The 15092-nt window shown below is 67.1% G+C and carries 14 protein-coding genes and 6 pseudogenes; 10 read left to right on the top strand and 10 right to left on the bottom strand.

The annotated features are described in order from the left end of the window. Window positions 1-544: 544 nt before the first annotated feature. Window positions 545-767: pseudogene (locus AB0D12_RS34130) on the bottom strand (transposase); the annotation flags it as partial. A gap of 403 nt (window positions 768-1170) precedes the next feature. Between AB0D12_RS34130 and AB0D12_RS34125 the strand changes: the two are divergent. After that, window positions 1171-1470, top strand: a complete 300-nt coding sequence (locus tag AB0D12_RS34125; RefSeq protein WP_362691734.1) for an STAS domain-containing protein — start codon at window positions 1171-1173, stop codon at window positions 1468-1470. Window positions 1471-2107: 637 nt separating this feature from the next. On the opposite strand, the pseudogene AB0D12_RS34120 reads toward AB0D12_RS34125, so the two are convergent. Both AB0D12_RS34120 and AB0D12_RS34115 read right to left on the bottom strand, forming a co-directional pair. After that, window positions 2108-2522: pseudogene (locus AB0D12_RS34120) on the bottom strand (CBS domain-containing protein). Between the two features lie 70 nt (window positions 2523-2592). After that, the gene (locus tag AB0D12_RS34115) at window positions 2593-3153 is read right to left on the bottom strand and encodes a hemerythrin domain-containing protein (protein ID WP_362691731.1); all 561 of its coding nucleotides are present in this window, start codon (window positions 3151-3153) and stop codon (window positions 2593-2595) included. A gap of 464 nt (window positions 3154-3617) precedes the next feature. Here AB0D12_RS34115 and ctaD point away from each other — a divergent pair, with 464 nt between their 5' ends. The 3 genes and pseudogenes from ctaD to AB0D12_RS34100 form a co-directional block, all read left to right on the top strand. Then, window positions 3618-5342: a cytochrome c oxidase subunit I gene (gene ctaD / locus AB0D12_RS34110; RefSeq protein WP_362691728.1), complete on the top strand. Its 1725-nt coding sequence runs from the start codon at window positions 3618-3620 to the stop codon at window positions 5340-5342. Next, window positions 5339-5686 carry a hypothetical protein gene (locus AB0D12_RS34105; RefSeq protein WP_362691725.1) on the top strand — a complete coding sequence of 116 codons (348 nt, stop codon included), beginning with the start codon at window positions 5339-5341 and terminating at the stop codon, window positions 5684-5686. Before ctaD ends, AB0D12_RS34105 begins: the two co-directional genes overlap by 4 nt. A gap of 117 nt (window positions 5687-5803) precedes the next feature. Next, a pseudogene (locus AB0D12_RS34100) lies at window positions 5804-5980 on the top strand (transposase); the annotation flags it as partial. Between the two features lie 10 nt (window positions 5981-5990). On the opposite strand, the pseudogene AB0D12_RS34095 reads toward AB0D12_RS34100, so the two are convergent. Beyond that, a pseudogene (locus tag AB0D12_RS34095) lies at window positions 5991-6311 on the bottom strand (helix-turn-helix transcriptional regulator); the annotation flags it as partial. Window positions 6312-6565: 254 nt separating this feature from the next. Between AB0D12_RS34095 and AB0D12_RS34090 the strand changes: the two are divergent. The 4 genes and pseudogenes from AB0D12_RS34090 to AB0D12_RS34075 form a co-directional block, all read left to right on the top strand. Continuing rightward, window positions 6566-7582 carry a zinc-dependent alcohol dehydrogenase family protein gene (locus AB0D12_RS34090; protein ID WP_362691722.1) on the top strand — a complete coding sequence of 339 codons (1017 nt, stop codon included), beginning with the start codon at window positions 6566-6568 and terminating at the stop codon, window positions 7580-7582. A 100-nt stretch (window positions 7583-7682) separates the two neighbouring features. Further along, on the top strand, window positions 7683-8093 hold the full coding sequence (locus tag AB0D12_RS34085) for a cupin domain-containing protein (RefSeq protein ID WP_362691719.1): 411 nt from the start codon (window positions 7683-7685) through the stop codon (window positions 8091-8093). Between the two features lie 47 nt (window positions 8094-8140). Then, window positions 8141-8644, top strand: coding sequence for a cyclophilin-like fold protein (locus tag AB0D12_RS34080; RefSeq protein ID WP_362691716.1), 504 nt, complete (start codon window positions 8141-8143; stop codon window positions 8642-8644). Beyond that, window positions 8566-8952 (top strand): annotated as a pseudogene (locus tag AB0D12_RS34075) (SDR family NAD(P)-dependent oxidoreductase); the annotation flags it as partial. The gene AB0D12_RS34080 and the pseudogene AB0D12_RS34075, both read left to right, overlap by 79 nt. 149 nt (window positions 8953-9101) lie before the next feature. On the opposite strand, the gene AB0D12_RS34070 reads toward AB0D12_RS34075, so the two are convergent. Both AB0D12_RS34070 and AB0D12_RS34065 read right to left on the bottom strand, forming a co-directional pair. Beyond that, window positions 9102-9440, bottom strand: coding sequence for a MerR family transcriptional regulator (locus tag AB0D12_RS34070; protein WP_362691713.1), 339 nt, complete (start codon window positions 9438-9440; stop codon window positions 9102-9104). A gap of 549 nt (window positions 9441-9989) precedes the next feature. Continuing rightward, complete coding sequence (locus AB0D12_RS34065) at window positions 9990-11282, bottom strand: IS256 family transposase (protein WP_362691710.1); 1293 nt, start codon at window positions 11280-11282, stop codon at window positions 9990-9992. Window positions 11283-12120: 838 nt separating this feature from the next. Here AB0D12_RS34065 and AB0D12_RS34060 point away from each other — a divergent pair. Then, window positions 12121-12486, top strand: coding sequence for a hypothetical protein (locus AB0D12_RS34060; RefSeq protein WP_362691707.1), 366 nt, complete (start codon window positions 12121-12123; stop codon window positions 12484-12486). Window positions 12487-12553: 67 nt separating this feature from the next. Then, on the top strand, window positions 12554-12766 hold the full coding sequence (locus AB0D12_RS34055) for a hypothetical protein (RefSeq protein WP_362691704.1): 213 nt from the start codon (window positions 12554-12556) through the stop codon (window positions 12764-12766). A 65-nt stretch (window positions 12767-12831) separates the two neighbouring features. Here the strand turns inward: AB0D12_RS34055 and AB0D12_RS34050 are convergent. The 4 genes and pseudogenes from AB0D12_RS34050 to AB0D12_RS34035 all read right to left on the bottom strand — a co-directional run. Next, a pseudogene (locus AB0D12_RS34050) lies at window positions 12832-13482 on the bottom strand (transposase); the annotation flags it as partial. Between the two features lie 33 nt (window positions 13483-13515). After that, a complete protein-coding gene (locus AB0D12_RS34045) occupies window positions 13516-13779 on the bottom strand; it encodes a hypothetical protein (protein WP_362691701.1) in 264 nt (87 codons plus the stop codon). 160 nt (window positions 13780-13939) lie between these two features. Continuing rightward, entirely contained in the window at window positions 13940-14323 is a 384-nt protein-coding gene (locus tag AB0D12_RS34040) for a DUF6192 family protein (RefSeq protein ID WP_362691698.1), read from the bottom strand. A gap of 87 nt (window positions 14324-14410) precedes the next feature. Beyond that, the gene (locus AB0D12_RS34035) at window positions 14411-14716 is read right to left on the bottom strand and encodes a hypothetical protein (protein WP_362691695.1); all 306 of its coding nucleotides are present in this window, start codon (window positions 14714-14716) and stop codon (window positions 14411-14413) included. Between the last annotated feature and the right edge of the window lie 376 nt (window positions 14717-15092).

The raw sequence follows: 15092 nt of genomic DNA, 5'->3' as shown, positions 1-15092 counted from the left end.
CAGGTCGCCAAGGCCCTCACCGACGGCGCCACGCCCGACAAGATCTCCAACCCCAGCGCGGGCACGCCCAACAAGCTGCTGAAGGTCGTCGAGTAACACTCAACACCTGCCGAGTTCCCGGCGATGACAGTTCGCCCTCCGCCGCCGGGAGCTCGACGCAGCCAACCCTGAACGGCCTGAGAAGACGGCGTGCTCCCGCCCTCCCGTCGCGTCGGCAGGGCGGTGCCGGATCAGTCGGCGACCGCAACTCGTCCAGGGCCGACGTTCGCGGCTGGCGGATCCGCTCGTACAGCCACTCAAGCGATCGCATGGACAGTCTCCTAACGACCGTGATCGACGACGCACAGCGTGACGCGGTCAAACGGCCCTACCCGCCCATTACGCCGAAAGCGGCATGTCACACACCGCCAGACCGGGTGGCTCCCAATCTCATTGCTGAAACCGTGGCTCCCGTTCTCACTGCCCACCGGCTCTACTTCACCTTGTCCAAAACACCGAACAGCGGTGAGGCCCGAACCACCGGTGGTTCGGGCCTCACACGCGCCCCGTTTTTGGTCCGCCGTTCCATGTAGGCGCGGGTGCGCTGGTCCCAGCGCAGGCGGCAGAGAACGATCCGGTAGAGGGCCGCGTTCGCGGCCCGGTCGCCGCCCCGGTTGAGGCGGTGTCGGTGGGTGCGCCTGGATGGGCAGCGATGCCACGCAGAGCATCGCGAACGCTGCCTCCAACCTGAGGCGGTCGGGGTTGTCGCCCGCAGTGACCAGCAACTGGCCGACCCGCCCCCGGTGTGCACGTCGAGCGCCGCGCGATGATGGAGGCGGTGCCGTGGCGGCGGTACTCGAACGACAATCGCACTACCGATTTTCACGCCAGCGAGGCGTCCCGTCAGGGACATGGCGTACTGTCTCTGCACCGGGCGGGCCCGGGAGAGGAACCACGATCGGATGCTCCACCCAAGACCTCGTGAACTGCCGCATCAAACCTTCGTGTTGCTCGGGCCGTTCGGCAACCTTGCGCTTGGGCCGCTGGAAGTCGTCGAACGAGGGAGCGTTGGTCGTGCCCAGGTGCGTTCCGGTTCGCTGGGCTTGGATTGTCGGCTGCCGTAGTGGAGAGGCTGATTCTATGGACAGCTTCTCGGAGGAGAGGTCCGGTCGGCGGTTGCGTGTGTGCAGCGTGACGGCGAAGGGCCGGACGACGGTGCCGGTTGCTGGTGAGGTGGATTACCTGACCTCGCCCCGGCTGGGCGATGAGCTGGAGGGCGCTGTCGCCAGCGGCGTTGAACGTGTCGATGTGGACTTGCGCGAGGTGTCATTCTGCGACTGTTCGGGGCTGAGTGTGCTGCTCGATGCCTGCGAGCAGGCCCGCGCGGCGGGGGTGTCCTTCGGCGTGTCCGGACCGGTCGCACCGGTTGTCGAGCGGTTGTTCCAGGCCACCGGGGTGGAGCAGGTGCTGCCCGTGCGGACGGCTGCCTGAGCAAGGGCGCGCGCTCCGCCGAGCTGCGCGGCCGCCGGCTTCATCGCCCAGGCCGTGCGGGAGCATCTACGGGTCAGTCGTCCGGGTCGCGGCGCGGTGCATTCACCGGGTTTCGGGTCTCGCGTGCTCGCGCAGGGCTTGGTGTAGCTCTGCCGGATGCCGGCAGCCAGGTCACCGGTCTGCGCCCAGGTGATGACGAGTTCGGCGACGTGCCGCAGCTTGATGTTGCGGTGCTGGGAAACCTGCTGCAGCACCGCCCAGCCCTGCCCTGCCCCGCGTCCATATGACCCGTGGCGATGAGTGTGCCGATCGCCTGGCCGATCACCGCATGGGAGACCAGGGGATGCTTCAGCTCCCCCACCTCCTGCTCCAGCGCTGCCATCGCGTCGGACGGATCGGCCGGGCCCGCCGCCCCGTCATCGTCTTCCAAACCGCTCACGCTCCAACCCATGCCCGCACGGGATACGCGCCAACCGGTGTGCTGCCTGGTCACCCAGCCTGCGCTGTCCGGCCCGTCGGCCGAACACCTTGGCATTCGCAAGGCCCTGGGCACCGCTCTCGGCACAATCTCAGCCTGCGGAAGCGACAAGAGGGCCCCGCTCGCGGGGAGGCAAAAGGGGCCTGGCAAAGAACGGGGTCAGTCGGTAGACAGGGTCTGGAGGAGGTCGCCGACCTTCGGGTCCGGCAGGGCGCGGGCGACGTCGGCCTGGGCGACCATGCCGACGAGGTCGTGTCCGTCGATGACCGGCAGCCGGCGCACCTTGTGCTGGGTCATCGTCCGCAGGATCTTTCTGCGTCGTCGTCGGCGCCGATCGTGACTGCCTCGCCCTGCGCCAGCTCGCCGGCCGTGACGGAGGAGGGGTCCTTCCGGCGCCGAGGACCTTCACCACGATGTCGCGGTCGGTGAGCATGCCTTTGAGCCTGTTGTCGGTGCCGCAGATGGGCAGTGCGCCGACCCCGAGCTGCTTCATCTTCTTCGCCGCTTCCAGAACGCTCTCGTCCGCGCCGATACATTCGGCGCCCTCGGTCATGATTTCTCGTGCGGTGGTCATCGTCTTCTCTCCTTGTCTCTGCTCCCGATCCGGCCGACGGCCGGAGGCACCACGCTCTGGTGAGGCAATGTCAGCTCTTGCCGCGGCCGCTCAGCAGGTCCCGGGCTCGGTCCACCAGGCCCGCGCCGGGGGCCAGCAGCTTGTTGCCCGGCGGGGTGTGCGGTGCGGAGGGATGGGGACGGGTGGGCGCAATCTTCTTCGCAGTGCGGATCTTGTCGCCCAGCTCGTCCAGCGCGTCGGGCGTACAGGCCGCAGCGAGGAGGGGGAACAGCCGGTCCTCCTCGTCGCGCACGTGCGCGCTCACGTCGAGCTTCAGCTTGGCCACCAGGTGATCGAACTGCGGATCGCCCGCATCGAGGCCTTCCAGGTCCTTGAGGAGCCGCTCCACCTCTGCGTGATCGGCGAGCTCCTTGTCCGCGATCTCATCCCCGCCCTCGACGTGCTCGCGCACCGCCGGGTACAGATACTGCTCCTCGGCCACCGAATGCCGCACCAGTTCCATGGTCAGCTCATCGGCCAGTTCCCGGCGCCGCTTGTCGCCGACCGGCTGGCTCTCGATCTTGGCGAACAGTGCCTCGACCTCGCGGTGGTCGGTGGCGAGTTCCGCAATCACATTTCCGCCGTGTCCCATAAAAGAAAGTCCCTCCGCTCGTGGCGTGATCTTGAAGTCAGATCACCGTTCCACAACGCGTACCCCTGGAGCCCTTCAACACGCGCAGCACACTGGGTGGCCCGGTGCGGCCCCGCGGTCCGAGCAGTTCGGGTTTCAGTGGATCGCGGGCCCGGTGCACGACGCCCGCCCGGATACCGCTGGGCGGTGCGGCGCGCCAACTGCGGGCTGCGGAGATGCCTGCGCCGCGGGCGTGAAACAGCGCTGAGCGGGGGCTTGCCCTCCGGTGCCTTGATGACGACCGGGATGCCCGAGAGGCTGCGCCCGGTTGGTGCAGCCCGGTCCGGGACCGCAATGCTGTTCCTATTGTCTGCCGGATAGGGCTTGTTGGCTTAACTATTTCGCCAGCAATGGAGTTGTAGGGCTGCGCCGTCGAAAATGGGTTACTGCTATCTGTTCGACCTCGCTCGAATCGAAGGATGCGCATGGCTACGTCGACCGAGCCGGTCACCCCCATTCCTGTTCGCGGCAGAAGTCGTGGTGCAGTGGTGGTGTCCTGGCTGACCACCACGGATCATAAGAAGATCGGCCATCTGTACCTGGCGGCATCGTTTATGTTCTTCGTCTTCGGCGGCCTGTTGGCGCTGCTGATGCGGGCGGAACTGGCGCGGCCGGGGCTGCAGATTGTGTCCACGGAGCAGTACAACCAGGCGTTCACGCTGCACGGCACGGTCATGCTGCTGTTCTTCGCGACCCCGACGTTCGCGGGTTTCGCCAACGCGATCATGCCGTTGCAGATCGGCGCCCCCGACGTGGCGTTCCCGCGGTTGAACATGTTCTCGTTCTGGCTGTTCTTCTTCGGCGGGCTGATCGTGGTGGCCAGCCTGCTGACCCCGCAAGGCACGGCCGACTTCGGATGGACCGCCTATACGCCCCTCAGTGGTGGCGAACGCACTCCTTACGTGGGGGGCGACATGTGGATCATGGGGTTGGCGCTGTCAGGCTTCGGGACCATCCTCGGGGCGGTCAACTTCATCACCACGATCGTGTGCATGCGGGCGCCGGGAATGACGATGTTCCGGATGCCGATCTTCACCTGGAACATTCTGTTCACTTCTGTGCTGGTCCTCCTGGCCTTCCCGGTCCTGGCCGCCGCGTTGCTCGTCCTGGAGGCCGACCGCCGTTACGGCGCCCAGGTCTTCAACCCGGAGAACGGCGGGGCGCTTTTGTGGCAGCACCTGTTCTGGTTCTTCGGTCATCCGGAGGTCTACATCATCGCGCTGCCGTTCTTCGGCATCATTACCGAAATCATTCCGGTCTTCTCCCGCAAGCCGATCTTCGGCTATGTCGGACTGGTTGCTGCCACCATCGCGATCACGGGCCTGTCCGTGACGGTGTGGGCGCACCACATGTTCGCCACCGGGGCTGTCCTGCTGCCGTTCTTCTCCTTCATGACCTTCCTCATTGCCGTGCCCACCGGGGTGAAATTCTTCAACTGGATCGGCACCATGTGGAACGGTTCGCTGTCGTTCGAGACACCGATGCTGTGGACCATCGGCTTCCTCGTCACCTTCCTGTTCGGCGGCCTGACCGGCATCATCCTCGCTTCCCCGCCGATGGACTTCCACGTCACCGACACCTACTTCGTCGTCGCGCACTTCCACTACGTCGTCTTCGGCACCGTCGTCTTCGCCATGTTCGCCGGCTTCCACTTCTGGTGGCCCAAGATGACCGGCACCATGCTCGACGAACGCCTAGGCAAGATCCACTTCTGGACGCTGTTCATCGGCTTCCACATGACCTTCCTCATCCAGCACTGGCTGGGAGCCGAAGGCATGCCCCGTCGCTACGCCGACTACCTCGCGGCCGACGGCTTCACCGCCCTCAACACCATCTCCACCATCGGCGCGTTCCTCCTCGGCGCGTCCACCCTCCCGTTCTTCTACAACGTGTGGAAGACCGCCAAGTACGGAAAGAGGATCGAGGTCGACGACCCGTGGGGTTACGGTCGGTCTCTTGAGTGGGCCACCCCCTGCCCCGCGCCGCGGCACAACTTCATCACCCTGCCCAAGATCCGCTCCGAATCCCCGGCATTCGACCTGCACTACCCCGAGGTAGCGGCGCTCGACCAGGGAGCCCAGACCGGACGCCGCGACGCCGTCGAACCCGACCCGGACGCAGCATCCAAGGGCGGAGACACACCATCATGACGGCCCCCTCCACCGGGCAGCCGACTCCAGACCCGGAAGCGGGCATCGAACGACTCGAACGCTTCCTCGCGGCAGAAAGCGAGCGTACCCAAGCACGGAAAGCGGCCGAGACTTTCGCCGACCGGATGCCCTGCCTCACCTGGGCCGAGCGGGAGCAGCTGCTCCGGCTGTACACCGGCGAACGACTTGTTGAGGCCCAGCGACTGCGAAACCGGCTCGCCCAGCAAGAGGCTGCTCACGAATCACGAGAACGGCTTCGCGGGCGTTGTATCAAAGTCGCCCTGCTGCTGGGCGCTGTCAGCGCCGCACTGACCCTGTGGCTGATGCTAGGGATCCTGCAATAGCAGGGGCAGGCGGGTCTCTACCGCCCGACAACGGTGCAGAGCAGTCTGCCTGCGCGATCGGAACTCCGCTAGGGCCTGTTGCAAAAGTGGATCTTGATCGTGAAATGATCATGCTTTGTGTCGCGTGGAGATCTGACAGAGGAGCAGTGGGCCCATCTGCAGCCGCTGTTGCCCGTGGGGAAGAAGTCCGGCCGTCCGCCGATATGGACGCGGCGGCAGCTGATCAACGGGATACGGTGGCGGACCCGGACCGGGACGCCGTGGCGCGATGTCCCCGAGCGGTACGGGCCGTGGGACCGGGCTGCCGGGTGGTGCGGCGGCGGGGCCGGGTGAGGACGTCGGAGCCGTCTGCGGCTTGGGCCAGATGGAGGAGGTGGGCGCGTTCGGCGTCGTCGAGCTTCAGGGCGCGGGCGACGGCTTCGAGGACGGTGGGGGAGACGCCGGTGAGGTTGCCGCGTTCCAGCTTGGCGTAGTACTCCACGCTCATGTCGGCGAGGGCTGCGACCTCGCTGCGGCGCAGGCCGGGTACGCGCCGCCGGCTGCCGGACGGCATCCCGGCCTGCTCGGGGGTGATCTTTGCGCGCCGCGAGGTGAGGAACTCGCGGACCTCTTCACGGTTGTCCACGACATCGACGGTACGTCCCGCACGCAGCCACAGGGGTGTACTGCCGGTACACCTCTTGCTGGTGACTCGCTGAGCGTGCGAAGAGCGGGTTACCTGGATGACGTGGCACTTTCCACCCGGCCGTGAACGCGGATGGTCAGTGAGCCCGTGTCCGGCTCGGGGTCGAATTCTCGCCGCTTGTGCCGGGCCTGCAACTGCACTCGGCGGCCGGTACACCCCCCGGTACCGCTCGCCTCGACACGTAAGGACCTTTCATGCGCGGCGCAGTGATTCACGCCCCCGGCGATGTCCGCTTTGAGACCCTGGACGACCCGAGGATCCTCCAGCCCACCGACGCGCTCATTCGTACCGCCGTCACCTGCGTATGCGGCTCCGACCTGTGGCCCTACCGCGGCGCGGAGCCGATCGGCGACGCGCATCCGATGGGGCACGAGTACGTCGGCTTTGTCGAGGAGGTCGGCAGCGCGGTCACCGCGGTCAAGGCCGGCCAGTTCGTGGTCGGCTCGTTCGCGACCTCGGACAATACCTGCGCGAACTGCCGTAACGGCTTCCAGTCGAACTGCCTGCATCGTGAGTTCATGAGCACCTGCCAGGCCGAGTACGTGCGCATTCCCAACGCGCAGGGCACCCTGGTCGCGACCGACGAGGTGCCCGGCGAGGAGCTGTGGCCCGGTCTGCTGGCCGTCTCCGACGTCATGGGCACCGGCTGGTGGGCGGCCGACTCCGCCGAGGTCAAGCCCGGCTCGACCGTCGTGGTCGTCGGCGACGGCGCGGTGGGTCTGTGCGGGGTGATCGCGGCGAAGGAGATGGGCGCGGAGCGGATCATCGCGATGAGCCGCCACGCCTCCCGTCAGAACCTCGCCCGGAGGTTCGGCGCCACCGACATCGTCACCGAGCGCGGCGAGGACGGCGTTGCCCGGATCAAGGACCTCACCGGCGGGATCGGTGCCGACAGCGTGCTGGAGTGCGTCGGCACCGCCGAGGCCATGCAGCAGGCCCTGCACTCGGCTCGGCCCGGCGGCAACGTCGGCTTCGTCGGCGTCCCCCACGACGTCGCCGTCGACGGGCAAGAGCTGTTCTTCTCCCACGTCGGCCTGCGCGGCGGCCCCGCCCCCGTACGTCGCTACCTGCCCGACCTGATCGGCCGTGTCCAGTCGGGCCGGATCGATCCGGGCAAGGTCTTCGACCTCACCCTGCCCCTGGATCAGGTCGCTGAGGGTTACAAGGCGATGGATGAACGCCGTGCCATCAAGGCCCTCCTCAGGCCCTGACCCGCCGCCCCCTGTGCCCGCGTGCGGGGGTTGCCCCGGAACAGTCGACGTGTCCGCGCACCTTCCGCTCAGCCGTGACGCTCACAGAGAAGGAGCCGTCTTGCAGATCACCCGAAGCTCGATCGACACCGTCAAGGGCCCGGCCGACTGGTTCACCGGCGACGTGTACCTCGATCCCGTCGCCGCGGCCCCCGCCCCGTCCCGGGTCACCGCCGCCTTGGTGCACTTCATGCCCGGCGCGCGCACCCACTGGCACCTCCATCCGCTGGGCCAGACCGTCTTCGTCACCGAGGGGATCGGCTTGTGCCAGCGCCGGGGCGGACCGGTGGAGATCATCCGGCCCGGCGACCGCGTTCTGTTTGAGGCCGATGAAGAGCACTGGCACGGCGCCGCGCCGAACCGGCTGATGGTCCACCTGGCTATCAACGAGGGCGACGCCGACCACGACGTCGTGCACTGGCTGACCCCCGTCACCGACGAGGAGTACACCGCAGCCCCGGCCACCGCCTGAAACCCTGAAACCTGGCCCGATCCGCTCTCCAGCGGGATGGCACGACGGTGGACCGCTGCCCGAGTGAACAGGAGGAGGCCGCGTGCTCCGCGCCCTTCGCCACGCGGCCGTACGAGCCGCTCCCGCTGCCCTGCTCGTACTGGCCGTGTCGGCCTGCAGCGACAGCTCGCCGCCTCCTCCGGGGCGCCTCGTCTTCACCCTCCCGCCAGCAGATTGCGACGCGTGAGGCACCACCCGCACCTTCCGAGGGGAACGCCGCCGTGACCATCCGCCTGACGATCGACGGCCACCGAGTCGGGGCCACCTTGAACGACAGCGCCACCGCCCTGGACCTCGCAAGCCTCCCGCTCACCTTGGGCATGGACGACTTCCATCAGACCGAGCAGATCGCCTACCCGCCCCGGAAGCTGGACACTGCCGGACCTACGACTTCACCGGTCGGGTCGCCTTCGTCACCGGAGCCTCCTCCGGCATGGGCCTGGCCACCGCCCGCGCCTTCGCCGCCTCCGGCTCCGCTGTCGCCCTGGCCGACATCGACGAAGCCGCCCTGACGGCCGCCGCCGAACAGCTCACCGACGAAGGCCACCAGGTCCTCGCAATCGTCTGCGACGTCACCGACGAGGACCAGGTCGCCGCCGCCGTCGACCGCACCGTGGACACCTTCGGCCGCCTCGACATGGCCTACAACAACGCCGGCATCCAGATCCCGCCCGCCGACGCCGCGGAAGAGAGCGCCGAGCAGCTCGACCGTGTCAACGCCGTCAACCTGCGTGGCATCTGGGCATCCATGAAGCACGAGCTGCGCCACATGCGCGCCCAGGGCAGCGGCGCCATCGTCAACTGCTCCTCCCTCGGCGGCCGTTGGCGCTGATGCGGGTGACTCTCCGTGCGTAGGTAGCTCTCAGCCCCAGGGCCGTGGAAGACGAAGTTGCCCGGAACGCTTTGCGTCCCGGGCAGCATGCGCGGGCGGCCGCGAAGCTCCTGGGGAAATTGCAGGTCTCAGCCGTCTCAGACTGCGGCCGTTGGATTCACCACTTCGTCGGCGCGGCGGTATTCGGCATTGATGCGCTGGGCTTCTTCGAGCTGGTCTTCGAGAATGACGATGCGGCAGGCGGCCTCGATGGGGGTGCCCTGGTCGACGAGTTCCCGGGCTCGGGCGGCGATGCGCAACTGGTAGCGGGAGTAGCGGCGGTGACCGCCCTCGGAGCGCAGTGGGGTGATCAGGCGGGCTTCGCCGATGGCGCGGAGGAAGCCCTGGGTGGTGCCGAGCATCTCGGCGGCCCGGCCCATCGTGTAGGCGGGGTAGTCGTCGTCGTCGAGACGGCCGAACGAGTCATCTGCTGTCATTGCACCTCTCTGTGGAACGCGTGGAGGGGCCCTGGCGCCATTGGCACCAGGGCCCCGAAGGAACTGCTACACCATCTGCCGACCCTGATACTGCGCCGGCCTTCTGTTTCCGCAGACCCGACCAAGACGCTGTCGGGGGCGCGGGGATCGCAGTTGCCTGACCGGAGACCACCTCACTATCGATGTCCTGCGGTACCCGGACTCAACACTTCCGCCCGGGCGATCCTGATGGCGCTCAACTCCTCCGTTCTTTCCCTCTGGATGAACTACTTACCAAGCGGCAACTGCGTACTGCTTGTACTGCGTACTACTGGTGGCCTCGAACAGCGCCACTCTTCGGCAGCCAGCCCCGTCGCCCGTCCTGCATCTGCTCTGGCTTAGAACCCCACTGCCGAACCTCCCGGCACGCGCGCCCGCAGCCGACGCCTTCACCGAGGTACCGCTCACTGACTTCACTGCTGGGTACTGCGAACTGCACTTAAAGTAGGTGTTTTTGATCCCTGGCCGTGAGGGACTGTCCAATCAACGGTGTAACTAGGGTTGTTGAGGTCAGTGGCGTGCTGCGCTGAGTCGGCCGTCGAAGGTGATGTCGAAGGCGTTCAGGGCGGTCTTCCAGCGACTGGTCCAGCGGGCTTGTCCCTTGCCGGTGGGGTCGAGGGACATGATCGCCATGTAGACGCATTTCAGCGCGGCCTGCTCGTTGGGGAAGTGGCCGCGGGCTTTGACTGCCCGGCGGATCCGGGCGTTGACGGACTCGATGGCGTTGGTGGTGCAGACGATCCTGCGGATCTCGGTGTCGAACCGAAGGAACGGGGTGAATTCTTCCCAGGCGTTCTCCCAGAGCCTGACGATCGCCGGGTACTTCTTGCCCCAGGCGCCGGCGAACTCGACGAACCGCTCCAGCGCGGCGTCTTCGGTCACGGCCGTGTAGATGGGCTTGAGGGCTCTGGCGATCTTGTCCCAGTCCTGGCGGGCGGCATAGCGGAACGAGTTCCGCAGGAGGTGGACCACGCAGGTCTGGACGATGGTGGCCGGCCAGACGGTCCCGACTGCGTCGGGCAGGCCCTTCAGGCCGTCGCAGACGAGCATGAGGACATCGCCCACGCCGCGGTTCTTGATCTCGGTGAGGATGTGGAGCCAGTGCTTTGCACCCTCGCCGCCGTCACCGGCCCACAGGCCCAGGATTTCCCGGCGGCCCTCGGTGGTGACGGCCAGCGCCACATAGATCGGGCGGTTGGCGACCGCACCGTCGCGGATCTTCACGTGGATGGCATCGATGAAGATGACCGGATAGATCGGGTCGAGGGGACGGTTCTGCCATTCGGCCATGCCCTCGAGGACCTTGTCGGTGATGGTCGAGATCGTCTGGCGGGAAACGTCGGTGCCATAGACCTCGGCCAGGTGGGCCTGGACTTCACCGGTCGTCAGGCCCTTCGCGGCGAGCGAAATGACCATCTCGTCGACGCCGGTCAGACGCCGCTGCCTCTTCTTCACGATCTTCGGCTCGAACGACCCGTCCCGGTCGCGGGGCACGGCAATCTCGACGGGTCCGACCTCGGTCAGCACCGTTTTGGAGCGGGTTCCGTTGCGGGAGTTGCCGCCGTTTCTGCCCGCTGGATCGCGCCGGTCATAGCCGAGGTGGTCGGTGACCTCGCCTTCCAGGGCCGACTCCAGCAGTCGTTTCGTGAGCTGCTGCAGCAGGCCTCCCTCACCGGTGAGTTGCAGCCCTTCGGCCTGAGCGCGCCCCACCAACTCCTCGATCAGCTGGTCATCCACCGCATTCGCCGACTGCGGGACAGCCGCCTCTGAACTCTCGTTCTCAGGCGTGTTGTTACTGGTCATCAGTGCATCCTCCATGATCAGGAGTTACACCGTTCTTCTTACAGTCCCGGCCGTGAAGTGGGTCGGCTGGATGATCTGGTTTGTGGGGGCTGACGGGACGGCTCGGCGGTACTGCCGTGAGTGCGGTGATCCGCTGCCGCAGGCGATGGCGGCGGAGGCGGTGTTCTGTTCGGGTCGGTGCAGGTCACGACGGTGGCGGAGGCTTCAGCGGACCCGGCAGCGGATGATCGCGATGCAGCGGGGTGAGCAGGCGGAGTGTCCGGTCTGCGTCAGATTGAGGACAGCTCGGTCGGCGGCGCGTGCGCGTCCGCTGGTGCGGCATTTGGTGGGCTGATGTGTTGAGACGCGGCGAGGCTCTCAAACGCGTTGCATCGCTGACCCGATGATGATGCCGAGGAAGATCGAACCCGCTTCCGTCGCATTACCCTCAACTGGTTTAAAAGGAGCGTGCATGAGCCCTGAACGCAGGACTAGATATCGCCTCGGTCCGCTTCCGAGGCATCGCGCTCTCAGCGCCGGCACAATCGCAGCCCTCGGTCTCGTGCTTACCGGGTTCGCGAGTTCTCCGGTCACCGCGGCGCAAAGTGCCAGGGAGACTGCCCAGACTGCCGTAGCCAGCCCATCGGGCTGGAACAACAAATGCGACCCGAAGCCGACGAAGAATACCAACGCGGACACAGGGTCGCAGGCAACGGCCTGGGACGGAAGGTGCAGGGTGGGCCCGACCGGACCCACAGGTGCCACAGGTGCCATTGGCGACACCGGCCCGACCGGCCCCACGGGGCCGCCGGGCACAGCCGTGGAGGAAGTCTTCCAGCTGGTCTCGACGGTGAATCAAGTGAGTTTCATCGATGTGGACGGATCATCCGGTACCAGTCAGGGTGATGAGCTGGTCGTCAACGGGAGTCTCAGCCGCGACGGCACCACGGTCGGCGACTTCAGCGAGGTCTGCACGGTGACCCGTACCGGCCTCGACGACGCGTACGACCTGCAGTGCGCGGTCGTACTCGACCTTCCCGAAGGACGGATCACCGCGGAAGGCCGGTTCACCATCACCAACGCCGGCCCGGGCCCGATCACTTTCGCGATCACCGGTGGTACGGGGGACTACCGCACAGCCCAAGGCTCCATCTCCGCCGTCCTTGTCAGCGACACTGAAACGAATCTCACCGTCAACCTCATCCACGGACCTCGCGGTGGCTGAGCCTGAGGCGGTCGACGCCAGCGACCGGTACGTGTCGTAGGAGAACCACGACTCCTGCGCGCGCGGGATGCTCGCGACGCTGGCAGTCATCGAGGCCGAGCAGCTGGCCGACCGGACCACGGTCGTACGGCGCGACGGCACGGTCCTCTACGACAACGAACTCGTCGACAGCGCGTGGCACCGGCGGGCGGCGGCGGACCGAGCGGGGGCCGCCATGCTGCTACCCCTGCTCCTGCCATCACTGCGGCGAATCGAACTGAATGCTGCCAAAGCAGACTGAATGAGCGTTTTCAAGCCCGGGGTGTAGGGACCGGAGTCCCCCGAGCAGAGCTGCCGTCAGCGTGCGGCCGGTGGCTTTTTCGTCCACTGGCTGGTGCGGACGCTTTTGCGGGTGAGGCGCCGGGTCATCATGGTGATGAGTGCCCAGTTCAGGTGGGCTTCGGAGTGCTGGGGCAGCCGCTCGTAGTCGCGTGCATTGCGGCGGGCGTTCATGCACCAGCCGATCGTGCGTTCTACTTTCCAGCGGCGGGGCAGGACGACGAAGCCCTTGGTGTCCTTCGGCCGGGAGACGATGCGCAGGGTGAGCCAGAGGCGTTCGCGGGCCCAGTCCACGAGTTCGCCGGCGTAGCCGCGGTCGGCCCAGACCTGCGTGATCTGCGGCTGCGTGAGACGGAGGCGCCAGAACATGTCGCGGGCGGCGTCGCGGTCCTGGAGGTCGGCGGGCGTCACCGTGATCATCACGGGCAGGCCGAGCGTGTCGACCGTGATATGTCGCTTGTGCCCATTGATCTTCTTCCCGGCATCGTAGCCGCGGCTGTTCTTACCGACGGTGGAGGCGCCCTTGACCCACTGGGAGTCGACGATCAGCGTCACCGGGTGGGGACAGCGACCCTTGCCGGTACGGATCCGACGGCGGAGCAGCAGGGGCTCCAGCAGAGCCCACTCGACAACGGATGTGTCGGAGGGGTAGCGGCGGCGACGGGAAGCAGCAGACATGGCAGGCTCGGCAGACGAGGTGATCGACGGTGTTCAGGGCGATTTGGAGAGCTGGGCCAGGGTGGCGCGGACTCCGATGAGCTGGGCCGATGCCAGCTGGGCCCATTCGTCGTCGGGATAGCGGGACAGGTGCGGGTCGAGCGTGCCCGTGATCACCCGGGTGAGCCGGCCGAGGATCTGCCGGAACTGCCGCTTGTCGTACTCGATCCAGTCCGCGGGCTCCTCGGAGAACATGTAGCCGTCCTTGCGGGTCCAGGTGATCGGGGTCAGCTGTTCAGAGGAGACGACGTCCCGCACGTGTCTGATCCCCCGCCCCCCACCTGCGACCTCGTCAGTCGCGTGGCGGACATGAGCTGGTAGGTATGCAGGCCCGCGGGTCGTGCTTCCATCAGGGCGACGCGGACCAGGTCGCCGTAGTGCTCGGCCAGCGGCCGCGCCTCCCGGCGCCGCGGCATGCCTACTCGCCTTTGAGGAGCTGGGCCAACTGCTCGTCGAGGGTGAACTCGCCGTTGGCGAGTGCGCCTTCGAGCCAGTCCGCCGCCGCGCGGACCCGGCTGATCTGCCGCCGCACGGTCTCGCGTTCGTCGTCGGTGAACTCCTGGCCCCGCAGCTGGGGGACCAGGCGGCCGAGGGTGGCCACGAAGCCGTGGCAGGAGCCGACCAGGTCGAGGTACTCGACGGTGTGCTCGATCTTGCGGACCGCCGGGGTACGTTCCCTGATCCGCTCGCGAGTCTCCTCGGAGTTGTCGAACTGGGCCCGGTTGACCAGCATCCGCGCGGTGTCATCCCGCATCACAGACCGGGCCACCGTCGACCGACGCAGCAAGTCCGTGGTCACCATCGAGAGCCTGGACGCCCGCCGTACGTCTCCGACTTCACGTGCACCGATGACGTACACCTACCCGCCGACGACCAGGAACAGCCCGGGTTACCGGCCGCCGGATTTCCGGGCCGCCCACGCCGAACTGCCCGGCCCCGTCCAACGAACCGCCCGCACGATCGCCACCAGCCGGCGCAGCCCATCGCTCGACCGCCGCGAGGGAGACGGCTGCGGGCACCACCTCCGCCACACCGCCAGCAGCAGCTCGGCCACCGCCGTGCCCGCAGCCACGAAGCCCACCGCCACGTACCAGGGCCAGCCATGCCGCACCCCGGCATACGCCCCTGCCATCGTCGCCGCGTACAAGACCAGCTCGCACGCCCACATCACCACCAGCCACCGACGCATCGTCATGCCCCACCTTCGCATCACGACCCAACAGACCCCTGTACATCAGCGCACAACCCGCGCCAAAGTCACACTGAGGCGCAATGCGCACACCAAGTCCCGGGAGGAGAACGCTACAAAGCCCAGTTACAGAACACACCCGGGCGTTCCCCACATGCCGGAGCTCTCACACACGTGCAAAAAGGGCTACGCGCGCAGAACCGATCCACTCCACGGTCGTTGAACAGCAGCCTCCTTCATCCGGGCAGGCACGCTCAGGGCTCTCGGTCGTCATGCGAGAGGCCCTCAGTCTGATCATGTTGATCATCTCGCCGGCACCGCCGCCGCTCTCGCGCTTCCCTTCGCCGGCACCGGGCCCACCACCGCCGGCGCGCGGATCCCC

Origin of the sequence: Streptomyces sp. NPDC048479 (assembly GCF_040651435.1) — a bacterium.
GTDB lineage: Bacteria > Actinomycetota > Actinomycetes > Streptomycetales > Streptomycetaceae > Streptomyces.
This window is presented reverse-complemented; position numbering and strand designations above follow the sequence as displayed.